Annotated in this window: 19 protein-coding genes and 1 riboswitch; of the genes, 15 read left to right on the forward strand and 4 right to left on the reverse strand. The window is 67.3% G+C overall.

The window, feature by feature from the left end; all coding sequences use genetic code 11:
* The first annotated feature begins 8 nt into the window (after window positions 1-8).
* The 6 genes from RQI43_RS02230 (at window position 9) to RQI43_RS02255 (ending at window position 7011) form a co-directional block, all read left to right on the forward strand.
* Window positions 9-1019 (forward strand): FecCD family ABC transporter permease, encoded by a 1011-nt coding sequence (locus RQI43_RS02230; protein ID WP_405030540.1) that lies wholly within the window; start codon window positions 9-11, stop codon window positions 1017-1019.
* Window positions 1016-1834 (forward strand): ABC transporter ATP-binding protein, encoded by an 819-nt coding sequence (locus RQI43_RS02235; RefSeq protein WP_311274062.1) that lies wholly within the window; start codon window positions 1016-1018, stop codon window positions 1832-1834. The genes RQI43_RS02230 and RQI43_RS02235 overlap by 4 nt, the downstream gene beginning before the upstream one ends.
* On the forward strand, window positions 1809-2771 hold the full coding sequence (locus RQI43_RS02240; protein ID WP_311274063.1) for a DUF6925 family protein: 963 nt from the start codon (window positions 1809-1811) through the stop codon (window positions 2769-2771). Before RQI43_RS02235 ends, RQI43_RS02240 begins: the two co-directional genes overlap by 26 nt.
* Window positions 2772-2821: 50 nt before the next feature.
* The gene (locus RQI43_RS02245; protein ID WP_311274064.1) at window positions 2822-3316 is read left to right on the forward strand and encodes an AAA family ATPase; all 495 of its coding nucleotides are present in this window, start codon (window positions 2822-2824) and stop codon (window positions 3314-3316) included.
* Between the two features lie 96 nt (window positions 3317-3412).
* Window positions 3413-3612: riboswitch (cobalamin riboswitch) on the forward strand.
* A 109-nt stretch (window positions 3613-3721) separates the two neighbouring features.
* Window positions 3722-5830, forward strand: a complete 2109-nt coding sequence (locus tag RQI43_RS02250) for a TonB-dependent siderophore receptor (protein ID WP_311274065.1) — start codon at window positions 3722-3724, stop codon at window positions 5828-5830.
* A complete protein-coding gene (locus tag RQI43_RS02255) occupies window positions 5830-7011 on the forward strand; it encodes a heparan-alpha-glucosaminide N-acetyltransferase domain-containing protein (protein WP_311274066.1) in 1182 nt (393 codons plus the stop codon). The genes RQI43_RS02250 and RQI43_RS02255 overlap by 1 nt, the downstream gene beginning before the upstream one ends.
* Before the next feature lie 248 nt (window positions 7012-7259).
* Here RQI43_RS02255 and RQI43_RS02260 read toward each other — a convergent pair whose 3' ends face one another.
* Entirely contained in the window at window positions 7260-8693 is a 1434-nt protein-coding gene (locus RQI43_RS02260; RefSeq protein ID WP_056453580.1) for a coniferyl aldehyde dehydrogenase, read from the reverse strand.
* 83 nt (window positions 8694-8776) lie between these two features.
* Here RQI43_RS02260 and RQI43_RS02265 point away from each other — a divergent pair, with 83 nt between their 5' ends.
* The 9 genes from RQI43_RS02265 (at window position 8777) to RQI43_RS02305 (ending at window position 16891) form a co-directional block, all read left to right on the forward strand.
* Window positions 8777-9394: a TetR/AcrR family transcriptional regulator gene (locus tag RQI43_RS02265; protein ID WP_056453577.1), complete on the forward strand. Its 618-nt coding sequence runs from the start codon at window positions 8777-8779 to the stop codon at window positions 9392-9394.
* A 337-nt stretch (window positions 9395-9731) separates the two neighbouring features.
* Complete coding sequence (locus RQI43_RS02270; protein WP_056453574.1) at window positions 9732-10274, forward strand: TetR/AcrR family transcriptional regulator; 543 nt, start codon at window positions 9732-9734, stop codon at window positions 10272-10274.
* 84 nt (window positions 10275-10358) lie between these two features.
* Window positions 10359-11636 carry a beta-ketoacyl-ACP synthase II gene (gene fabF / locus RQI43_RS02275; RefSeq protein ID WP_311274067.1) on the forward strand — a complete coding sequence of 426 codons (1278 nt, stop codon included), beginning with the start codon at window positions 10359-10361 and terminating at the stop codon, window positions 11634-11636.
* A 176-nt stretch (window positions 11637-11812) separates the two neighbouring features.
* Window positions 11813-11980 carry a hypothetical protein gene (locus tag RQI43_RS02280; protein ID WP_162241501.1) on the forward strand — a complete coding sequence of 56 codons (168 nt, stop codon included), beginning with the start codon at window positions 11813-11815 and terminating at the stop codon, window positions 11978-11980.
* Between the two features lie 37 nt (window positions 11981-12017).
* Window positions 12018-13196, forward strand: a complete 1179-nt coding sequence (locus RQI43_RS02285) for an acetyl-CoA C-acetyltransferase (protein WP_056453565.1) — start codon at window positions 12018-12020, stop codon at window positions 13194-13196.
* A 116-nt stretch (window positions 13197-13312) separates the two neighbouring features.
* Window positions 13313-14272: a hypothetical protein gene (locus RQI43_RS02290; protein WP_311274068.1), complete on the forward strand. Its 960-nt coding sequence runs from the start codon at window positions 13313-13315 to the stop codon at window positions 14270-14272.
* A 19-nt stretch (window positions 14273-14291) separates the two neighbouring features.
* A complete protein-coding gene (locus tag RQI43_RS02295; RefSeq protein WP_056453562.1) occupies window positions 14292-14540 on the forward strand; it encodes a hypothetical protein in 249 nt (82 codons plus the stop codon).
* A 10-nt stretch (window positions 14541-14550) separates the two neighbouring features.
* Window positions 14551-15945: an MATE family efflux transporter gene (locus RQI43_RS02300; protein ID WP_056453559.1), complete on the forward strand. Its 1395-nt coding sequence runs from the start codon at window positions 14551-14553 to the stop codon at window positions 15943-15945.
* Window positions 15946-16633: 688 nt separating this feature from the next.
* Complete coding sequence (locus RQI43_RS02305; protein ID WP_244478055.1) at window positions 16634-16891, forward strand: PaaI family thioesterase; 258 nt, start codon at window positions 16634-16636, stop codon at window positions 16889-16891.
* 123 nt (window positions 16892-17014) lie between these two features.
* Here the strand turns inward: RQI43_RS02305 and RQI43_RS02310 are convergent, their stop codons facing one another.
* The 3 genes from RQI43_RS02310 to RQI43_RS02320 form a co-directional block, all read right to left on the reverse strand.
* Window positions 17015-18631, reverse strand: coding sequence for an FAD-dependent oxidoreductase (locus tag RQI43_RS02310; RefSeq protein ID WP_056453557.1), 1617 nt, complete (start codon window positions 18629-18631; stop codon window positions 17015-17017).
* A 151-nt stretch (window positions 18632-18782) separates the two neighbouring features.
* Complete coding sequence (locus tag RQI43_RS02315) at window positions 18783-19787, reverse strand: SLAC1 anion channel family protein (RefSeq protein WP_056453632.1); 1005 nt, start codon at window positions 19785-19787, stop codon at window positions 18783-18785.
* 63 nt (window positions 19788-19850) lie between these two features.
* Window positions 19851-22097, reverse strand: coding sequence for a xanthine dehydrogenase family protein molybdopterin-binding subunit (locus tag RQI43_RS02320; RefSeq protein WP_056453554.1), 2247 nt, complete (start codon window positions 22095-22097; stop codon window positions 19851-19853).
* Window positions 22098-22111 lie beyond the last annotated feature (14 nt).

A 22111-nucleotide genomic window follows, 5' to 3' on the forward strand; every position in this document is an offset into this window, starting at 1 on the left:
CGCCTCCCATGCGGGTCGACCGGGCGGTCGTCGGACCCCGCGCGGTCGTCTGGATACTCGGCCTGCTTGTGCTCGTCCTGACGGTCGCGTCCATCGCGGTCGGGTATGCCCCCTTCGATGTCCCAGCGGCGGCTAGCGACCTCATCGCCGGACGGGCGACCCTCCCGGCGCTGGTGCTCTGGGAACTGCGCCTACCTCGTGCCTTGCTCGGCAGCCTTGTCGGTTTCAGCCTTGGGCTCACCGGAGCGGCGATGCAGGGCTACCTGCGCAACCCGCTCGCTGATCCCGGCATCCTCGGCATCTCCTCCGCGGCGGCCCTTGGGGCCGTGGTGGTTTTCTATGGCGGCTTCGCAGCCTCGCTTAGCCTGGCCCTCCCGCTCGGCGGGATCGCCGGCGCCGCGGTGGCGGCGCTCGCCCTGAACCTCGTCGCCGCCAGAGGCGGCACCACCCTGGGATTGATCCTCGCCGGCGTCGCCCTGTCGAGCCTAGCCGGCGCCATGACGGCGCTGGCGCTCAACCTGTCGCCCAATCCCTACGCGGCCCTGGAGATCGTGTTCTGGCTGATGGGGTCGCTCGCGGACCGCAGCATGGACCATGTCTGGCTTTGCCTGCCGTTGATGGCGGTCGGCTGGGGCCTGATGCTGTCTACCGGCCGCGCGCTGGATGCCCTGACACTGGGCGAGGACACGGCCGCGAGTCTCGGCTTCCATCTGGTCTCGGTGCGCCTGCGCCTCGTGACGGGCGCGGCGCTGGCCGTGGGCAGCGGCGTCGCCGTCAGCGGCGCAATCGGCTTCGTCGGCCTCGTGGTGCCGCACCTTGTAAGACCTCTGATCGGCTCACGTCCCGGCGCCAGCCTGTGGCCGAGTGGCCTCGCTGGGGCCGCCCTGGTGCTGGCGGCGGACTTGGGCGTTCGTCTCCTGGCGACGCGCCCGGAACTCAAGCTGGGTGTGGTGACTGCGCTCGTTGGGGCACCGTTCCTGATCGTGCTCCTCCTGCGTGAGCGAGGGCGCGGCGCATGAGCCTCGCGACCGCAGTCCTCGATGTCCGCCTCGGCGGCCGTGCCATCCTCTCGGATGTCACCCTGTCCCTGGAACGCGGGGCCCTCGTCGGTCTGGTCGGTCCGAACGGCGCTGGCAAGACCACCCTCCTGCGCACCCTCGCGGGCTTGGTCGCCCCGACCAAGGGCCGCGTGGATCTCGACGGTATGCCGCTCAAGGGCATCTCCCGCGACGCGCGCGCCAAGCGCATCGCGGTCCTTTTCCAGGGCGCGGGGGCCGGTTGGCCGATGCAGGTGCGTGACCTCGTCGCCCTCGGCAGGCTGCCGCATCGACGCGCGTTCGGTGGCCTCGATGGCGCCGATCATGCCGCAATAAACCGAGCGATGGTACGGACCGATGTCGTGCGCTTCGCCGAGCGGACCGAACCGACCCTGTCCACGGGCGAGCGGATGCGCGTGCTGCTGGCGCGGGCGCTCGCCGTCGAAGCGGAGTGGTTGTTGGCCGACGAACCGATCACCGCCCTCGACCCGGCCCACCAGCTCGATGCCATGACGCTGTTGCGGAGCGTGGCCCTGGCCGGCACCGGCGTCGTCGCTGTTCTGCACGATTTGACCCTCGCCGCACGGTTCTGCGACCGGATCGTGGTTCTGGGTGCGGGACGCCTCGTCGCTGACGGACGCCCGGACGTCGCCCTGACGGACCGGCTGCTCGCCGATGCGTTCGGTGTCACGGCGTGCCGTGGGGCCGGACCGGACGGAACCGACTATATCCTGCCCTGGAGCCGTTCAGGGCCACATACGGAGGACATCGATGCAGCCTTCCCCCACCAGCCCTGATGCTGTCGTAGCCCTCCTGCGCGAGGCATTGGCCGATCCGGGCACGGCCTGGAGCCTCGGCAGCTTCGGTGCCATCGCGGAGTTCATGCGCGATCCGGACGAGCCTGTCCTGGCCCTCCCTGACGATCGCCTGGGACTTGCGACCGCGCGCGGGGCCATCGCCCTGACCCCGAGTTCCGACCTGAGGCCAATCGCCTATGAGACCGCGGTCGCCTCGGGCTGGAACCACGCGGTCGCGCTTTGCCTGCCGGAAGCGACATGCACGATGAACCGGAGGACCGTGGTGACGGAACTCGGGCCCGACCGGAACGCCGCCCGGGTCGAGGATCGCGACGGCATCCTGTTTGACCTCGGCCTCGGCCTGCTCGCCGTGGATGCCTGTGTGCGGGTGCGCGATCCGGAGGCCGTCGAGCGGCTGCGGGCCGGCGTCGGCATGCCGTTGTTCGACCACGCCAACCCCATCGGGCCGCACCTCGTCGCCATGAGCCCGCACCGGGTGTTCCTGGCGCGGGTCGGACGCGTCGAGGTCTATGCCCCGATCCCCGGGTCCGGCGGCACCAGCCCCGAGGGTCCGCACACGCACGTGCTGCCGAAGCTCCTGCGCAGCGGTCGGACCCATGCCGCCACGACCCCGATCCCGGCGGGCTGGGTCCCCTGCGCCGGCCTGCACCCGGCACACCCCTACAAGGACATGATGGGCGAACGCATCGCCTTCGACGCCGGACGCTACGAAGCGTTCCAGGAGATGCTCGACCATTGGGGTGATCCGGAACTCGTGGCGATCAAGCACGGCGGGCCCGAGGCGCCCGGCCGCACGGTGTCGACCCGCCACGCCCAGGGCGCACGCCGGGTCGCCGAGGCCCAGGCTCGTTACCTGCGGGGCGAGATCATCGAGGCCACAGCAGGCGACGACGAGGATGCAGAGGCGGCGGCCTGACCGTGACCCGGACGGTGGCCGGCAGGAATCGTCCGGGGGCACCCCAGAGGGTGATCGGCTTGATCGGCTGCCCGGGCGCGGGGAAGACGACCTACGCTCGCCGCTTCGGACCTCTCGACGGCTGGGTCCACCTCACCCTCGACGACTTCCGGCAGACGCTCTGGCCGCCGCACCGGCAGGTCTACTGGGAACTCAGGCAGGGCTCACATGACGATGCGGCCCGGGACCTCCTGCACCGGGTCAAGGAAGCAGCCCTTGATGTCGCCCTGACGAACGGCTTCAGCGTGGTGATGGCGGACACACATCTCACCAGACCCGTGTTCGAGCGCGAGCTTGGGATCGTCGCCCGACACGGGCTCACCGTGGAGTGGAAAGTGTTCGACGTGCCGTGGGAGGTCCTGAAAGCCCGCAACGCGGAGCGTGGTCGGGTGGACCCGTCGCATCGCCAGCCGGATGAGGTCCTCCGGTTCACCTACGAGGTTTTCCAATCCCCGGACGCTTGGTGGCGTAGCTTGCCGCCGGAGCAGGTCGAGGTCCTGAGCTGACGGACGAAGTGAGCGATCCGTCTTCCCGAGTGTTGCCGGCAGGGCATAACCCCTCGTGCATTGCACTTGGTCCGTTGACGGACATGGGCGTCGGCATGGTACCTCGGCCGTGACGGTTCCTCCCCGGAGGATCAAAAGGGAACGCGGTGCGGGGGCAGCCCCAACGCCGTGGCTGCCCCCGCAACTGTAAGCGGCGAGCCCTTCGCCACCGACGTCACTGAGCGGCCTCGCTCGGGAAGACGGTGAAGGGCAGTGACCCGCGAGCCAGGAGACCTGCCGTCAGTCGTGGTCACACGCGAGACACGCTGGGCGGGGTGCCCCGGCGGGTGCGGAAGCATGCGCGTTGCGCGTGGTTCGGCCTCGTTCGCGGTGACGTGCCACTGCCGTCGCCCGAGGCCCATCAACGTGTCCCGTTCACCGTCCATCCCGCTGATGTCCGTGCTGGCCCTGTCCTGCGCGATCCCCACCGTCGTCGCAGCCCAGGGGGCGCCCTCGGGCGAGACCGCCGTGGTGCTCGACGCGCTCTCGGTCGAGGGGGCCTTCACCGCCGCGCCGACCTACCGGATGCCGGACCTCTACAGCGGCACTAAGACGGTGACGCCGCGCCGCGACCTGCCGCAGCACGTCGACGTTGTGCCCCGAGAGGTCCTGGTCGACACCGCTGCGACCCGGGTCGAGCGCGCCCTCGACTACGTGCCCGGCGTCGGCAAGCAGAACGATTTTGGCGCCCAGAACCTCGCCCTGTACTCGGTGCGCGGCTTCGCAACCCAGGACATTTTCCAGAATGGGTTCAACATCGCCCGCGGCTACAACGGCGCGCCCGACACCCAGAACGTCCAGTCCATCGAGGTCCTGAAGGGCCCGGCCGGCGCCCTCTATGGCCGCAGCGATCCGGGCGGGACCGTGAATATCCTCACCAAGCAGCCCGTAGCGCGACCCTTCGTCGAGATGGGCACTCTGTTCGGCAGCTTCGGCACCGCCCGCACCACGGTCGATGCCGGCGGTGCGCTGAGCGAGGACGGTAGCGTGCTCTATCGCTTCAACGGCGCGCTCGCCCGCCAGGACAGCTTTCGCGATTACGTCGACGGCGACCGCGTGCTCCTGGCGCCGGTGGTGAGCTGGCAGGTCACGCCCGATACCAAGATCACGTTCGAGGCGCAGTACCTGCGCAACCGCCAGACCTTCGACCGGGGCACCGTCGCGGTGAACAATCGCCTCGGCCTCGTCCCGCGCTCGCGCTTCTTCGGCGAGCCGGGCGACGATTCCGTGTCCGAGAGCGCGCTGCTGCAGGTGCGGTTGGAGCACGCCTTCAACACCGACTGGCATTTGCGGGTCGCCACCCATCTTAACACCGGTAGCCTCACCGGCCTGCAGACCGGCGCGACCGGGATCCTCGACGACGGGCGCACGCTGCTGCGCGAGTTCCGCCAGCACGACTTCACCTGGGGCGTCGCCATCGGCCAGGCCGAACTCGTCGGGCGCTTCGAGACCGGGCCCATCGCCCATACCCTGCTGCTCGGCCTGGAGCACGAGCGCTACAACAGCACCGAGAACCTCCAGCGCTCGACCCCTCGCGTCGACCCCTTCGCCATCGACCTGTTCAACCCCGTCTACGGGCAGGCCAAGCCCCCTTTCACGCGCCGCTACAGCGCCAGCGAGAACGTCGGCAACACGGCGGTCTACCTTCAGGACCAGATCGCCCTGAGCCCGGAATGGAAGCTGCTGCTGGGCAACCGCACCGACTTCTACAACCAGACCTTCCGGGACAAGGTCGCGAACGAACGGACCGAGCAGGACCGCACCGGCTTCTCGCCGCGAGCCGGCCTCGTCTACCAGCCGCTGTCGTTCCTGGCGCTCTACGGCAATGTCGCCGCCTCGTTCCGCCCTAACACTGGCTTCGACAGCGCGACGCGGCCCTTCGCTCCGGAGACCGGGTTCGCCTACGAGGTCGGGGCTAAGCTCGACCTGTTCGACGGCCTCAGCGTGACGGCCGCCGCCTTCCACATCGAGAAGGAGAACGTGCTCACCACCGATCCGGCGGACTTCTTCTTCCAGATCGCCGCCGGGGCCGTGCGCAGCCAGGGCTTCGACGTCAGCTTCGTAGGGCAGGTCACCCCGGAGTTCCGGGTCATCGGCGGATACGCCTTCATCGACGCGGCGGTCACCCGCGACGAGGTGCTGCGTCCCGGGTCGCCCCTCCTCAACATCCCGCGGCACAGCGGTTCCCTGCTCGGCATCTACGAAGTCCAGACCGGCGACTGGAAGGGCTTCGGGATCGGCGGCGGGTTCCGGGCCGTCGGTTCGCGCCTCGGCGACAGCGGGGTCGAGAGCTTCCAGCTGCCCGGCTACATCCTGACGGACGCGCTGGCCTACTACCGCTACGAGAACCTTCGGTTCGGGCTCAACGTCGAAAACATCTTCGACGAGACCTACTACGAGCGCTCCTACAACACCTTCTGGGTCGGCGTCGGCGAGCCGCGACGCGTCACCGTCAGCATGACGGCACAGTTCTGATGGTCGAGCGTCCGGAGCCGCCGGAGGCATCGACCAGTCTATCGATCCTGTCCGGCCGGATCGCCTCCATCGATGCCCTGCGCGGGCTGGTGATGGTGCTCATGCTCCTCGATCACCTACGCGAGACCTGGTTCCTGCACGTGCCCGTGGCCGACCCGGTCGACGCCCTGACTGCCCTGCCGGCCGTGGCCCTGGCCCGCCTCCTCGTCAGCCTGTGCGCACCCATCTTCATCGCGTTGACCGGCGTCGCTGCGTACCTGTTCGGCACCAGGCATACGCTGGCGGAGACACGGGCCTACCTGCTGAAGCGTGGGCTCGTGCTGATGGCGCTGGAGGTCCTCTACCTCTCGGAACTGTACTGGGGCGTGGCCAGTCCGATGCTCTGGCTGCAGGTCATCTGGTGCATCGGCGTCTGCATGATCGTCCTCGCGGCCCTGATCGGCCTGCCTCGTCCGGTTCTATTCGCGGTCGGGCTGCTGGTCGTCTGCTGCCACAACCTCCTCGATCCGATACAATTCCAGCCTGACCAACAATTCTTCCCGCTCTGGGCGATGCTGCACCAGCGCGACGTCATTGCGCTGCCGTTCGGGCTGGTCGCAAAGACGACCTATCCGGTGCTCCCGTGGATCGGCGTGATCGTGCTCGGCTACGCGACCGGCCCGTGGTTCCTGCCAACGGTTGCGACGCTGACCCGCGAGCGCCGATTTTCGGCCCTTGGCTGGGGGATGCTCGTCGTCTTCGTGATCCTGCGTCTGGCGAACAGCTACGGCGACAAGCCCTGGTTCGTGGTCGAGGGCGATCCGCTCCGGACCACGTTAAGCTTCGTTTCGCTGACGAAGTATCCCCCCTCGCTGCTGTTCCTGCTGCTTACACTAGGGATCGGGGCGCTGCTCTTAGTTGCCCTTGAACGGATGCGCGACGCCCTAGTCGTCTCGGCCCTGGCGGTGTTCGGCGGTGCGCCGCTGTTCTTCTACCTGCTCCACCTGACGATCCTACGGCTCCTTTATCACGGTGCTGCTGCCATCTGGGGCCCGACGCAGGGCAGCGTGTTCGGCGTGGCAGATTACGGCTGGGTGCTGGTCTGGTACGTCGGCTTGGTCGTGCCCCTCTACTGGCCGACGGCCTGGTTCTCGCGCTTCAAGGCATCCCGACGCGAGATCGCCTGGCTCAGGTATCTCTAGTGGATGAATTCTGACGGATGGAATCCGTTCCCTGGGCCCACTCCCGGCCCCTTGCCGACCCTCGGAAGGTCCGCTCCCAGCCTGTTGAGGCAGAGGTTAACGACCGGGTTGGGTGGATTTCAGCTGGTCCGCTTTGGGGCACCGATGCGAGAAAGCGGGCATCTTCGCCGAGCCCGCTCATGACCCAAAGCGGGCCCGATAAAGGTCCGCTTGTAGGTTGCTTGGCGAAGTCGATTCAGCACGAGCCGTCAGGCTATCCACCGCAAGGCGTTCACGACTTTGCGCGAGAACCCGGTGAACGGCGGGTAGACCACCGACGCACCCGAGAAGCGGGACTGGAAGAAGACCGGCTTCTCCTTCGAGAAGGTCTTGAAGCCGTACTCGCCGTGATAGTGCCCCATGCCGGAGGCACCCACGCCGCCAAAGGGCAGCTTCTCGACGAGGTAATGGGTCATGGCGTCGTTGATGCAGACGCCGCCGGAGATCGTTTGTGCCAGTACCTTTCGCTGTTTCGCACTGTCCTTGCCGAACCAATAGAGACCCAGCGGCCGGTCGCGGGCGTTGATGAAGGCGAGCGCCTCGTCGAGGGTGTTCGCGGTGACGATGGGCAGGAGCGGCCCGAAAATCTCCTCCTGCATTACTGTCATCTCGGGCGTCGCACCGAGGATGAGCGTCGGGGCGATTGTCCGGCGGTCCTTGCCCGCCGATCCGATCTCGATGACCGTCGCGCCCTTGCTCCGCGCATCCTCGATAAGGGCGCGCAGGCGGTCGGCGTGCCGCTCGCTGACGATGCTATTGTAGTCGGCGTTGCCCGCAATCGAGGGATACTGCTTGGCAATCGAGACCTTCATGGCCTCGATGAACGGCGCCTGCAGCGCTTGCGGTATCAACGCATAGTCGGGCGCGAGGCAGGTCTGGCCGGCATTGAGGAACTTCGCGAAGGACAGGCGCTCGGCGACCGTGGCGAGGTCGGCCGAAGGGTCGATGATCGTCGGCGACTTGCCGCCCAACTCCAGCGTCACGGGTGTCAGGTTGCGCGCTGCGGCCTCGGCGACTTTGCGACCGACCTGCGTCGAGCCGGTGAACAGCAGGTGGTCGAAGGGAAGTGCGGAGAAGGCGCTGGCAACGTCGGCGCCTCCCGTCACGACCGCAACCTCGTCCTCGCGGAAATACTCCGCGATCTTGGCCTTCAACAGTCCGCTCAGGCGGGGGGTCAACTCGGACGGCTTGATGAGCGCACGGTTTCCTGCCGCCAGCGCGGCGACAAGCGGCGTGAGAGCCAAGTTCAGCGGGTAGTTCCACGGCGCGATGATACCGACGACGCCGAGGGGCTGGGGGATGATCTTCGCGCTTCCGGGGCGCCAAGCCAATTCGACGCCGACTCTGCGGGCCTTCGACCATCGTGCGAGATGTTTCCGGGCATGCCGGACGGTGGCGATGATCGGCGTGATCTCCGCAAAATCCGTCACGATCTCCGGACGATTGCCAAAGTCGGCCGAGATCGCGGACACGAACGCAGGGCCATGGTCGTTCAGCATCTTCTCGATGCGGTTCAACCGGCCGATGCGGACCGAGCGAGCCGGGTTCATGTCGGTGAGGAAAGCGGCCTTTTGCACCGCCAAGATGCGCTTGGCGTCCGCTGCCGGGTCGGAAAGGGTTGAGTTATTCACCGCGTCATTCATTGTTCTCTCCATGTTGACAGAGCTAACATATGGGAGAAGTTTGCAGTGTCAACATATCATTGTCGATATCGGAGAGGGAGCGGGTGGTGAAGCCGAAGGAACCGAAAAAAGGGGCCACCTACCACCACGGCGACCTAAAGACGGCACTACGCGTCGAAGCCGAGCGCATCCTTGTCGAGCGTGGCGTTGCAGAGGTCGGGCTGCGCGAAGTCGCGCGGGCGTTGGGCGTGTCCCACACCGCGCCCTACCGTCATTTCGCAAGCCGCGAAGCGCTCCTGGCCGAGATCGCAGCGGGCGGCTTCCAACGTCTTGGTGCGATGTACGATCCAGCCAGTGCGCCCGAGGACCCGACTGCCCGCGTGACCGCAATCGGTCACATGTACCTGCGCTTTGCGCTGGCGGAGCCCGCCGTGTTCCGGCTGATGATGGGTAAGGATCTGGCCAAGCCGCAATACGTCGATCTGAAAGCGGCCGCCGACGAGGTCTTCGCGATAGTCCACACCGCTCTACTGGCGGCTGGGGTGCCAGAACCGGCAGTCAAGGAAGCGTTGGTTATGTGGTCCATGGTGCATGGCATCGCCGTTCTACTGCTCGATGACCGGATCGAGGAGCACGGCGGCGTTGTCGATCCGTTCGAGGTGGTAACGAACTTCACCACTACCTTCATGGCCGGCGTTCGCGCGGCCGTCGCCACTCAATGATTGGGCGTCAACGAGTGAGATATGGCGGGGTCGGAGCGGGAGCGTCCGCTTAAGGGCGAGGGAGTACGGTCCAGTTTCGAGCCCAAGCCGAACCGACCGCTCCGGCGAGTCGGTCGAGAACCGCGCACGACTACGCTTGAGACGGTCGATGCGCTGATCGACGTCCGCGGCCCCGGCAGGGTCGGCATTCGCCCCGCCTCTTCCAATCGAGGTTCGATATGCTGGCCTACGACGAGGCCGCGAAAACCTATCGCTTCGCACCGGAAAGGATGGGTCGCTCTTTTTTAAATTACCCAAAGCATCTATATCGGTTTCACGAGCTTCGAAGGACGGGTGGATGCCGAGGGTTTCACAGGAGCAGGCTAGGCTGAACCGCCAACGCGTGGTCGAAGTCGCCGCGACCCTGTTCCGTCAGCGTGGCCTCCACGGTATCGGGGTGGCGGACATCATGGGCTCCGCCGGTCTCACCCACGGCGGGTTCTACGGTCAGTTCGCCAACAAGGAAGCACTGGCGGCCGAGGCGTTCGACGTCGCGCTGGCGGAGGAATACCGCGGGAACCTGGATACGGTCGTCGAGAACTACCTCTCCCTCGGCCACGTCCAGACCCCCGGGAGAGGTTGTCCACTCGCCGCCCTCGCGAACGATGTCGCCCGCGAGCCTCGGGGCAGTTCCGTCCGGGCAAGGTTTACCCATGGCGTCGAGCGATTGGCGTCCATCGTAGCGGGCCTAACGCCGAAGGCCTCTAAGGAGCGCCGCCGTCAACGGTCCTTGGCGACGTTGTCGACGCTCGTGGGCGCCGTCGTCCTCGCCCGGGCCGTCGACGACGAGGCGTTGGCGAAGGAACTGCTCCAAGCGGCGAAGACATCCGTCACATCGTGACCGCCCGCAGTCGTGGCTGGCTCGCCGGGTCGAATGGCCTGGGCGCCGCGACGACGCGCTTCCCTCAAACACAGGATACCGTCGATGCGCGAACCCATCGTAGTCACCGGGATGGGCGTAGTCTCTCCCCTCGGCAGCAGCGTCGAGGGGATGTGGCGCCGTCTCGTCGCATCGGAGTCCGGCCTCCGGCGTCTGCCAGACGACATCGTTCCTGACATCGACGCGAAGGTGGCGGGGATCGTGCCGACGAAGGACGAGGAGGCGGACGGCTTCGACCCGGACGCCCTGATCCCGGTCAAGGATCGCCGGAAGATGGACCGCTTCATTCAGTTCGCGCTGGTCGCGGCTGATCAGGCGCTGCGCCAGTCGGGCTGGAAGCCGGGCAGCGAGGCCGAGCGCATCAGGACCGCGACGGTCATCGCATCCGGGGTGGGCGGCTTCCAAACCATCACGGACGCGGTGGAGACCGTCCGTACACGCGGCGCCTCGCGCCTCTCGCCGTTCACCGTACCGGCCTTCCTCGTCAACCTCGCCGCCGGCCATGTCTCCATCCGATACGGCTTCAAGGGACCGCTCGGAGCCCCGGTCACGGCCTGCGCCGCCAGCGTCCAGGCCATCGGGGACGGCATGCGCCTCATCCGCAGCGGCGAGGCGGACGTCGTCGTCTGCGGCGGTGCGGAGGCGTGCGTCACCCGAGTGGCGCTCGGCGGCTTCGCCGCGGCACGCAGCCTGTCCACCGGCTTCAACGACGCGCCCGCCGAGGCATCCCGCCCGTTCGACCGGCGCCGCGACGGGTTCGTCATGGGCGAGGGTGCGGGCATCCTCGTTCTGGAAACGCTGGCCCATGCCCTGGCGCGGGGTGCGGTCCCATTGGTCGAACTCGTCGGGTACGGCACCAGCGCGGATGCCTTCCACCTCACCGCGGGTCCCCCGGACGGGAGCGGTGCGCGGCAGTCCATCGTCACGGCCCTTGCGATGGCGGGGCTCACACCCGCCGACATCGGCTACGTGAACGCCCATGCGACGGCCACCCCGGTCGGCGACGCCGGCGAGCTGGCCGCCATCCGTTCGGTGTTCGGTGAGGGGGGGCCGGCGATCTCGTCGACCAAGTCCGCGACAGGCCACCTTCTCGGAGCCGCCGGCGCCGTCGAGGCGATCATCACGGCGATGGCACTCCGCGACGGCATCCTGCCCCCGACGCTGAACCTCGCTGATCCTGATGACGCCTCGACGGGGATGGACCTCATCGGCCCAACCGCCCGCTCCATCCCCGTCGAGTATGCCCTGTCGAACGGCTTCGGGTTCGGCGGGGTCAACGCGAGCCTCGTCCTCAGGCGGATGTCAGCCGAGCGAGCCGTCTAGGCCCCCGAGAACCAGATTACTTCCAGGCGGACCCGGGACGGTTGACGCCCCTGTCCAATCGTAATAAATGTTGATCGTAATTTTAAATTGGCCAGCAGCAATGGGGCGGCGTCATGAAATCGACTGTCCATCGATGGGGTTTTGCGATCATGCACAACGCACCCACGAGTCGTGACGTGGCAGCCGTCGAAGCTCAGGCCGGCACCGGCGCGAAGGCCGGCAACGGGACCGATCCCGGCACCAAGTCTAATCCCGACACCGCACGCCTCCCGGTCACAGACACCAATGCCGCGCCGGATGCCGACCGGACCTGGGATATTTCCGACTGGTTCAGGATCTCCTGAAGCGGATCGCCGAACAGAACCCTGGAGGGGCAAAACCTTGCGTGACATCGTTCTCTGCAGTCCGGTCCGTACCGCCATCGGCACCTACGGCGGCAGCCTTAAAGGGGTCTCCGCCACCGATCTCGGCGCCTTCGCCATTCGCGAGACCCTTCGCCGTTCGGGCCTCGACGCGGGCCTGCTCGGAAGCGTCACGATGGGCAATGTCGTCCAAGCCGGCAACCGCATGAACCCGGCCCGCCAAGCCGCCGTGAATGGAGGTATCCCGGTCGCGGTGCCGGCGCTGACGGTGAACCGAGTCTGCGGTTCCGGGGCCCAGGCCATTGCGACGGCAGCGGACGAGATCCGCCTCGGCCGCCACGACGTGGCCATCGCGGGCGGCATGGAGAACATGGACCGGGCACCGTACCTGATGGAGGGGGGCCGCTGGGGGCATCGCATGGGGCACGCCCAAATCCTCGATAGCATGCTGAACGACGGGCTCAACGATGCCTTCTCGGGCGAGCACTCCGGTTGGCACACCGAGGATCTCGCCGTGAAGTCCCAAATCGGTCGCGAAGCGCAGGATGCCTGGGCGGCCCGTTCCCAGGCGCGGTTCGCCAAGGCACAGGCCACCGGCGCATTCGACGAGGAGATCGCTCCCGTCGAGATCAAGGGGCGGAAGAGTCTGGAGACGTTCGCGCGGGACGAGGCGCCCCGTCCCGAGACGACGGCGGAGACCTTGGCCAAGCTGAAGCCGGCCTTCCGCAAGGACGGCACGATCACCGCGGGCAATGCCCCGGGTCTGAACTCGGGCGCGGCCGCGATGGTCGTGGCGGAGCGGGCCTTCGCAGAAACCGCTGGGCTGCAACCATTCGGACGCCTCGTCGCCCATGGCATCGGCGCCTGCGAACCGGGCTTGTTCGGCCTGGGGCCCGTGCCTGCCGTCCGCCAGGCGCTGGACCGCGCCGGATGGTCCCTCGGCGACATCGAGCGCGTCGAGATCAACGAGGCATTTGCCGTCGTCCCACTGGCGGTCGCCAAGGAACTCGGCTTGCCCGAGGACATCGTCAACGTCGAGGGCGGTGCCATCGCGCATGGCCATCCCATCGGGGCGACCGGTGCAGTTCTGACGACGCGGCTTCTCCATTCCATGCGCAGGGACGGCATCCGGCGCGGTCTGGTCACCCTCTGCATCGGTGGCGGTCAGGGCATCGCGCTCCTGCTGGAAGCCATCTGACCCGCACATGCATCCTCGTCCGCGAGCCGGCGCGCCCGGCGGCTTGCTCGATCCCTGGTGACGGACCGGGAACGCGGGCCTCGTCGCCAACCGACGAACAATCGAAGGGTTAGGTCATGAGACACGTCGAACCGCTGCGGCACTCGATTAGGCTGTCGATGCTGACGATCCTGCTCGCTGGGGTGGGATTGGCCGCCGTGGCGTCCGAACGGACGTCGGAGATACGCCTGCCCGACAGCGCCCGATTCCCGGAGAGCGTGACATCGGTCTCGGACGGCACGCTCTTCGTCAGCAGCATCGCAGACGGTGGCGTGCTGAAGATCACCGGGGACGGCGAGGTCGCGACGTCATTCCTGAAGTCCGGCGATCACGGAACGCGGTCGACCTTCGGTGTCCTGGCGGACGAGAAACGTGGAACCCTGTGGGTCGCCTCTAACGATGCCACGGCCATTGGGGCCAAGGGGCCGACCACGACGGAAGGCGGCTGGGTCAAGGCGTTCGACCTCGCGACCGGCGCCCTGACGCAGAGCATTCGGTTGCCTGGCGAGAAGGCCCTCGCCAACGACTTCGTCCTCGATGCACAGGGCGCGCTCTACGTCACGAACACCTTCGCCCCCCAGATCCTGAGGCTGAGGCCGGGCGCCGCGGAGTTCGAGATCTTCGTCGAGGACGAGGCGCTCAAGAAGGGGCTCGACGGCATCGCTTTCGGCTTGGACGGCAACCTCTACGTCAACACCTTCCTCGGCGGGGAGCTGTTCCGTATCGAGGTGAAGGACGGGACCGCCGGCCCGATCACGAAACTCGAAACGACGCGCCCCCTCAAGTTCCCGGACGCGCTGCGGACCTTCAAGGACGGGTTCCTGATGGTCGAGGGCAGCGGCGCTCTCAGCCGCGTCACGGTCGCTGGCGCGGTGGCTCGGATCGAACCGATCCGGGAGTTCGCTGGTCCTACCGGCTTGACGGTCGCAGGCGACAGGATCTGGGTCGCCGAGGGGCAACTGGGACGGCTTTCACCGTTGGCGAAGGGTGGGGGAGCGGCTCCGAGTTTCCACCTCCGCTCAATCCCCGTGGATTGAGGCAGCGCCGAACAGGGGCATGAACATGATCGGCCCCTCGTTTTGCAATCTGTCTTCGCCAGCCGCGTGGCGGCATATCCGGGACAGTCTCGTGAACTACGAAGCCGCGATGGGCCTGACCGAAGGGGAAATCCGAGACCGACGCATTGCGCGGCTCGAAGCCGAGGTCGCGTCGTTGCAAGCCATCGTCGGAAGTTCGGAGGATGCCCGCTTGCGAGCGGCGCCCGCGGACTCCGACAGGCCCGGCCCCCACCAATGGAACGCCTGAGGGTTTCGACATGGACGTTCGCACGCGCCGCCTGCTCGAAGCCCCCCTTATGCCGACCCTGGCCAGGATGGCGGCGCCGAACATCCTCGTGATGATGGTCCAGACTTCCGTCGGCCTGATTGAGACGTACTTCGTCGCGGCACTTGGCACCGATGCGCTGGCCGGCATGGCGCTCGTCTTCCCGGTGGTGATGCTCATCCAAATGCTCTCTGCAGGCGGCATCGGCGGAGGCATCCAATCGGCGGTCTCGCGCGCCCTTGGGGCCGGGCGGCAGGCGGATGCGGGGCTCCTTGCATGGCATGCGGCGGCACTCGGCGTCGGCCTCGGGATCGCCACCAGCTTACTCGCCCTGACCCTCGGACCATCCCTCTACGCACTGATGGGCGGGACCGGTGGATCGCTCGGGGCGGCGACCGCATACGCGACGATCGTCTTCGGCGGCGCCATCCTGATCTGGCTGTTCAACGCGCTCGCGGCGGTGATCCGCGGTACCGGCAACATGGCGCTTCCGGCCATCGTCGCGTGCCTCGGCGCCGTCGTGCTGATCCCGCTGTCGCCCGCGCTCATCTTCGGTTGGGGTCCGCTTCCGGCGCTCGGGATCATCGGGGGCGGCGTCGCGTTCGTCGCCTACTACGCAGCGGGCTCCGCGGTCTTCGCCGCCTATCTTTGGTCCGGCCGGGGTGTCCTGCGTCCGAGCCTCAGCCTCCCCAACCTGACCTGGGCACCGTCCCGCGAGATCCTGCGCATCGGCGTGCTCTCGGGTATCGCCAGCATGACCTCGAACGTCACCATCATCGCCGCGACCGGCTTCGTCGGGATGGCGGGCCCGGCTGCCGTAGCAGGATACGGTACCGGCGCACGGCTCGAATATCTCCTGGTCCCGCTCGTGTTCGGGCTTGGCTCGCCCATCGCCGCCATCGTCGGAACGGCTCTCGGAGCTGGCGACCATGCCCGTGCGCGACGGGCCGCGCTGACAGGCGCCGTCGTGGCCGGTGTCCTGACGGAGACTATCGGGATCGTGGCAGCCCTGCATCCCGCCGCGTGGCTCGGCCTGTTCGGTGACGATCCGGCAATGCTCGAAACGGGCTCGCTGTACCTGCGCATCGTCGCTCCGTTTTACGGGTTCTTCGGCTTCGGGCTGGCCCTCTACTTCGCCGCCCAGGGCGCCGGTCGCGTCGGCTGGCCGCTTGCCGCCAGTCTTCTACGCATGGGGGTGGCGCTCGGTGGGGCCTGGATAGCGGTGGCGTTGGGGTTCGGCATCGCGGGAATGTTCGTCGCGTTGGCGGCGGGGTTCGTTGCCATGGGCGCCGTGAACGCGGTTGCCTTCGCCACGAACAGGATGGTCCCGGTGCCCCTCGACGATGGCAAGGCCCACACTTTCGCCGCCGCTGCGCGGCTGACGTAGGCCCTGGGTCCTCCATCACACCGGAGTAAGGCAAGGGACTTGATTAAAAACTTTTGGCGACTTGAAATAGATGCTGAACGCAATGTTTCATTTGGGAGCGGCCGGCACGTGACCTGATCGTCACGAAAAGCTTCTGGTCGCTCTTCGACATCGTACACGTCGTTGGGGACGCCATCGCACATGGGGATCCCATCGGTGCGAGGAGGCGGTCCCAACGACCAAGTTCACGCATCCGATGCTTCGCGACGGCATCCGACGCGGTCTGGTCACTCTCCGCATCGACGGCGGACGTGGTGTCCGCCCCGCGCTGGACGCCGCTCGAACTGCGGACGCATCGACAACGAAAGCCGTCGCCCCGGCGGGCCGGGCGTCCGGTCACTCCATGGGGTCCGATGATGGCAGACAAAGCGCCTCCGACAGTACATTCGCCGGAAAGGCGGAGGACGGTCGAATGGGCCGATCCCCGTTCCGTCGCCGCAGCAGCTGGAAAGGGCCCCGCGGGCATCGACTTCCTGCGGGCGCTCATGGCGGGGGACATCCCGCCGCCGCCTGCAATCCAACTGCTCGGTATCAAGTTCGTAGCGGTGGATAAGGGCACGGCCAGCATGCGCATGCCGGCTGCCGAGTACCTCTTTAATCCGTTGGGCTCGGTGCATGGGGGGCCCTCGCCACGCTCCTCTACAGCGTCATGGGGTGCGCGGTGCACTCAACCCTACCCGCCGGGCGGGGTTACACGACACTTGAGTTCAAAGTGAACTTCCTGCGCGCGGCCACGGAGAGGTCCGGCCTGCTCACCGCAGTCGGTCTGGTCGTTCACGCTGGCCGTCAGCAAGCCGTAGCCGAGGGCCGCATCAGCGACGAGGCAGGTCGCCTCGTCGCGACCGCGAGCACCACCTGCCTCCTGTTCGATATGCCGGGCGCTCGGACGCCTCCTGCCGCCGGATGAATGGCCGCTTTTGGGGCGACCATCGACGAACTCCTAAGACGTGGTTGGGTCGGTTCCTGCCTGTCTGCTTTCGGACGGGGGATCAAATAAGCTGACGTTCACTAACGGGTGAATGCAAGGCGATCACGCGTTGACGTAGTCCCAAACCTTGGAGATGACGACCGATCCCTCGCCCACCGAGGATGCGACGCGCTTGACCGAGTTGGCGCGCACATCGCCGACCGCGAAGAGGCCGGGCTGCGACGTCGCGTAGGGCGAGGTCTCGCCGATCGCCTCCCCGGTCAGCACGAACCCGTGGGCATCGAGCTTGGCGAGGCCGGAAAGCCAGCCGGTGTTGGGCGCGGCACCCACCATCACGAACAGGGCGCAGGTCGAGACCGTGCGCAGGGTGCCGTCGGCGACGTTGCGGATCGTCACCGCTTCGAGGTGATCCGCACCCAACAGGGCGGTCACCTCGGCGCCGTATTCGATCGTGATCGCGGGCTCCGCCTCCAGGCGGTTGGACAGGTAGCTCGACATCGAGGTGGCGAGGGACCGTCCGCGCACAAGGAGGCGCACGTGGCCCGCCGAGCGGCTGAGGAACATCGCCGCCTGACCGGCCGAGTTGCCGCCGCCGATGATGATCGTCTGGGTGTTCCTGCAGTAGCGCGCCTCGATTTCCGTCGCGGCGTAATACACGCCCGCGCCCTCGAAGGCTTCGAGGCGGTCGATCGGCAATCGTCGGTACTGCACGCCGGTCGCGGCTATGACCGCGCGCCCGCGAACCCGCTGGTCGTTATCGAAGGTCGCGCAGAAGGCGTCGTCTTCGAGCCGCTCCAGCTTCACCACCCGGCGCGGCATCGCGAACCGCGTCCCGAACTTCATCGCCTGGACCTCGCCGCGCCAGACGAGGTCGGCGCCGGAGATGCCGGTCGGGAAGCCCATGTAATTCTCGATGCGGCTGGACGTGCCGGCCTGGCCGCCGATCGCAAGATCCTCGATAACCAGGGCGCGGAGCCCCTCCGCCCCGGCATAGACGCCGGCCGCCACGCCGGCGGGGCCGCCGCCGACGATGAGCACGTCGAAGGCCTCGTCGTCGACGAGGTTGTAATTCAGGCCGAGCAGCTCCGCGACCTTGTCCGGGGTCGGGTTTGTCACGACGATGTCCCGGCCGAAGATCACAGCCGGACGAGCGGAGGAGATCGCGCAGCTCTTCGCGATGGCCCCCGCCTCCGGGGTGCCGAGCGCGTAGGATCGATAGGGGAAGCGGTTGCGGCTCGCGAATTCCGCGATCCGCCGGACGGCCCGGTCGTCATCCTCGCCGATGAGGACCAGCGTGCCGTCGCGCGAATCGAGCTGCCGCCGCCGCCGTGCCGCCAGCACCGTGATGACGATATCCGACATTTCGGGAATCTCGGACATCAGCCGCAGCATGTCTGCCCGCGGCACCTCGATGACGCAGGTCTCGGTGACCGCCCGCATGGGCATCGACCAGGTGCCGCCGTTCAGGATCGAGATTTCGCCCATGAACTGCGTCGGCCCGAGGGTGGACGGAAGGTGGCGCTCGTCGGTGAACGGGTTCACCACTTCGACCTCGCCGGCGATGACGTAGACGAAGCGGTCGGCCGGTTCGCCGGCGCGGGCGAGGAACGTCCCGGCCGGGTAAAGCCGCTGGGTACCGGCGGCTCGGAGCGCAGCGACATGCGCGGCGGCCAGGGGTACGCGCTGCATCTCGTTCAGGTCGCGGCCGATGGTTTCCATGTCTTTCCCCCATCGTACGATCAGAAGCAGCATCGATCGCGCGTCTTAGTCAAGCAGGCGCGCGGTCTTGCAACGGGTACCACACTGGTCCGCCTGCGCACCGGCGCTCGAACAGTCTTCTCCGCGTTCGCCGGCCGACGGAGTACGTGGACTAACCGGCGAGTTGACGGAGTTCGCCCCGGGCAATGCCGACGAGCGTGCGCATCGCGAGGCCGACGACGATCACCGTGGCAAGGCCGAGCAACAGCAGCGCCAGCGCATCCGCGGCGATTGCCTGAGCATGCCCCGCATAACGTAACGCTGCTACCGCCATGGCGGCGATGGGGAAGCTTACAGCCCACCACGAGATCCGGAACGGGCAGCACCGCAGTAGATCGCGCAGTCGGCCTAAAAGCACGGCAAAGACGAACAGGGCGATGAGGAAAAGTGCTTCTGCGAAGGCGTCGACCCGACCGAACGTCGCCACATAGCTAGAGAAACCGACCGCGAAGGGGGCCACGAGGATCATCAGGGTCGGCCGCTGGGCTGGGACCAGGGGCTCCTCGAACACGAGCCGGGCAAAAACCAGGGTGAAGAGGGGAACCGCAAAGAACAACCCGATGCTCAATGAGAACATCATCAGGGTCTGGGTGTGCGGCAGTCCGAGCGCCGGCCCCGCCAGTGGCACGTCGAGAAGGCCGACCACCGGCACGATCCAGGCCGGTGTTGCGTGGGCAAGCTGATGCCGGCTGCCCATCCAGCGGCTGACGATCAGAAAGGCGAACAGGATCATCCCGCCGGCGCCGAGCATCCAGGCCGCCGCCGCCAGGAACGGGCTGAGTGGCTGGAGCACGAAGGGCAGCAGGAGCAGGCTGATGAGCACCGTCCCGAAGAGGTTCCCGGCGATCGGGTGCCGGAACTCACTCTGGACGCTCGTCCATGCGGTCACCGCCTTGGCGAAGTAAGCCAGGGCTAGGAGGCCGAATACGGCGAGCGCGCTCCAGCCGATCCCATCGCCGATGACCGCAGGCAGACCATACCGGACGCTTGCCAGCCGCCACCCGATGCTGAGCCCTATCAGTCCCATCACGGAACCGAACAAGCTTACCGGCAGGTAATCGAATAGGGGTTTGCGCGCCGCGGAGGCAAGCCGCAGATTGTCCGCGGCAACAGGCATCGTCATCGCCGCACTTTCTCTATGCAGGCACCCGGGGGGACATCCGAAGCGAGGCAATCGGGATCAGGCACCGGACAGCTGGGTCTTTGCGAGTGGCAGGCTGCGGATGCGCTGCCCCGTCAGCGTCGCAACGGCGTTGACCACGGCCGGGGGTACGCCAGGCAGCCCCGGTTCACCAATTCCCCCCATCGGCGCCCCGCTCTCAACGATGGCGACGTGCACGCGCGGCATGCGCTCGCGGTCGAGGATAGGATAGGCATCGAAGTTGCGCGCCTGACGCTGCCCGTCCTCGTAGACGACCTGCTCCAGGAGCGTTGAAGAGAGCCCGAGGGCGGCTGCGCCCTCCACCTGCCGCTTGACGATCGCGGGGTTGACCACACTGCCCGGATCTATGGCGATCCAGAGGTCATGCACCCGCGCCTCGCCGTCCTTCAGCGAGACTTCGGCAATGGTCGCCGTCTCGGAACCGAAGGGCGAGGCCATGGAGACGCCGCGCGCCCGACGCGTGCCATCGGCTGCCTGGAACGTCCCGCCTTTCCAGCCACCGGCCAAATCGGCGACGGCCCGAAGCAGGGTTCGGTGGCGCGGACTGTCCTTCAGAAGCGCCATGCGGAGCGCAAACGGGTCCTTGGCTCCGGCGGCCGCGATCTCGTCAAGGAAGCTCTCGTAGAAGAAGTCGTTCATCGAATGTCCGACAGAGCGCCAGAAGGCGATCGTGACAGGGTGCGGCACCTTCACGTAATCGAGGCGCCGGTTTGGGATGGCGTAGGGTTTCTTGTCGAGACCTTCCACGACAGACGAATCCACCGGCGACTTAAACAGAGCACCAAACCAGCGCCCGATGGGGCCTTCGCCCACTGCCGTCGTCTGCATGGCGACTGGCATTCCGTCGCTCCCGAGAGCTGCACGGAATCGGGCGAAGCTCAAGGGACGCACCGCATCCATGCCGAACTCCTCCTCGCGCGACCACAGCACCCGGACCGGTCGTCCGGTCGCCTTCGCGAGGAGGATTGCCTGTGGGAACGGGTTGGCGGGTCCGTAGTAGAAGTGGCGTCCGAAGAAGCCGCCGAGCATTGGCGAATGGATGCGTACCTGCGCCGGCTGAACTCCCGCGGTGCCGGCCGCCACCTGTTGGAACAGTTCCGGCATCTGATTGGGCAGCCAGAGGTCGAGACTACCATCCGCCTCGAACCGGGCGATGGCCGAGGGGGGCTCAAGCTGGGCATGCGCGAGGTAGGGCGCATCGTATTCCGCCTCGATGACCTTCGCCGCCGTTGCGAAGGCGCTCGCGACGTCGCCCTCCTGCTCGGCGGCGATGCCGGGCTCCGTCGTGGATTTCAGGGCTGCGAGCATCGCAGCCGACGAGAAGGATTTAGAGACCGTGGCGATCCCGTCCTGAGCAGGGCTCGTCCAGGTTACTTGCAGTGCCTCCGCGCCCTTACGCGCCCGCCACCAGGAATCCGCCACGACCGCCACCGCGCCGGGCAGGAGATGCACCGAGTCAACCCCAGCCATCGCACGGATGTCCACCTCGTTGGCAATGGTCTCGGGCTCCGTGCCGAGATGCGGAGCGTGCTGGATCGCCGCGTGGAGCATCCCGTCGAGGCGAATGTCGATCGCGTAGACCGCCCGGCCGGTGGATTTGTCCCGCATGTCGAGCCGCGCGACCGGCTTTCCGATCCATCGAAAGCTCTTGGGGTCCTTCAGCGGCACGTCGTCCCGTGGCTGGAGGACGAGCGCGTCGGAGGCGAGTTCGCCGTAGCCGAGCGACCGGCCGGAGGCGGCGTGGATCACCCGGCCATCATCGGTGGTGAGCTGACCCTGCGGGACGCCGAGCTTGGCCGCGGCGGAGCGCAGCATCATTTCGCGGGCCGTGGCGCCCAGGCGCCGCATAGCCGCATAGCTGGAACGGGTCGAGAAGCTGCCCCCCGTCATGCGCAGGCCGTTGACGACGGCGTAATCGGGGCCGGGCGGCGCGCATTCGACGGCAAAGCGCGCCGGGTCGAGGTCGAACTCCTCTCCGATGGTCTGAGCAAGGCCGGTATTGATGCCCTGGCCTCCCTCCACAAACGGGCTCAGCAGGCGCACCGTGCCGTCGGACCGCATCTCCAGGAAGGCCGCGACCCGCGTGCCGGGCTTGGGCGCTATGGCGGCCGCGCCCTCGGGTCGCTCCCCGGCGCCGACTGAGTTGGAACCAAGGTTGACGCCGAGCACAAGGGCGCCGGTGGCGGCACCGAGGAAGTTTCGCCGCGACAGGTTGCGGATGGGCTCGCGGCCGGCGGTCGGCGAGGAGGGCGTGAGGTCGTTCATGATACCGTCTCCCC

Origin of the sequence: Methylobacterium sp. WCS2018Hpa-22 (assembly GCF_031843785.1) — a bacterium.
In the GTDB taxonomy this organism is placed as follows: domain Bacteria; phylum Pseudomonadota; class Alphaproteobacteria; order Rhizobiales; family Beijerinckiaceae; genus Methylobacterium.

Excerpts from the sequence above, each read along its gene's own strand:
- RQI43_RS02230 (WP_405030540.1), top strand. The coding sequence starts at position 9 with ATGCGGGTCGACCGGGCGGTCGTCGGACCCCGCGCGGTCGTCTGGATA.
- RQI43_RS02235 (WP_311274062.1), top strand. The coding sequence starts at position 1,016 with ATGAGCCTCGCGACCGCAGTCCTCGATGTCCGCCTCGGCGGCCGTGCC.
- RQI43_RS02240 (WP_311274063.1), top strand. The coding sequence starts at position 1,809 with ATGCAGCCTTCCCCCACCAGCCCTGATGCTGTCGTAGCCCTCCTGCGC.
- RQI43_RS02255 (WP_311274066.1), top strand. The coding sequence starts at position 5,830 with ATGGTCGAGCGTCCGGAGCCGCCGGAGGCATCGACCAGTCTATCGATC.
- RQI43_RS02260 (WP_056453580.1), bottom strand. The coding sequence starts at position 8,693 with ATGAATGACGCGGTGAATAACTCAACCCTTTCCGACCCGGCAGCGGAC.
- RQI43_RS02270 (WP_056453574.1), top strand. The coding sequence starts at position 9,732 with ATGCCGAGGGTTTCACAGGAGCAGGCTAGGCTGAACCGCCAACGCGTG.
- fabF (WP_311274067.1), top strand. The coding sequence starts at position 10,359 with ATGCGCGAACCCATCGTAGTCACCGGGATGGGCGTAGTCTCTCCCCTC.
- RQI43_RS02290 (WP_311274068.1), top strand. The coding sequence starts at position 13,313 with ATGAGACACGTCGAACCGCTGCGGCACTCGATTAGGCTGTCGATGCTG.
- RQI43_RS02295 (WP_056453562.1), top strand. The coding sequence starts at position 14,292 with ATGAACATGATCGGCCCCTCGTTTTGCAATCTGTCTTCGCCAGCCGCG.
- RQI43_RS02300 (WP_056453559.1), top strand. The coding sequence starts at position 14,551 with ATGGACGTTCGCACGCGCCGCCTGCTCGAAGCCCCCCTTATGCCGACC.
- RQI43_RS02305 (WP_244478055.1), top strand. The coding sequence starts at position 16,634 with ATGGGGTGCGCGGTGCACTCAACCCTACCCGCCGGGCGGGGTTACACG.
- RQI43_RS02310 (WP_056453557.1), bottom strand. The coding sequence starts at position 18,631 with ATGGAAACCATCGGCCGCGACCTGAACGAGATGCAGCGCGTACCCCTG.
- RQI43_RS02315 (WP_056453632.1), bottom strand. The coding sequence starts at position 19,787 with ATGCCTGTTGCCGCGGACAATCTGCGGCTTGCCTCCGCGGCGCGCAAA.
- RQI43_RS02320 (WP_056453554.1), bottom strand. The coding sequence starts at position 22,097 with ATGAACGACCTCACGCCCTCCTCGCCGACCGCCGGCCGCGAGCCCATC.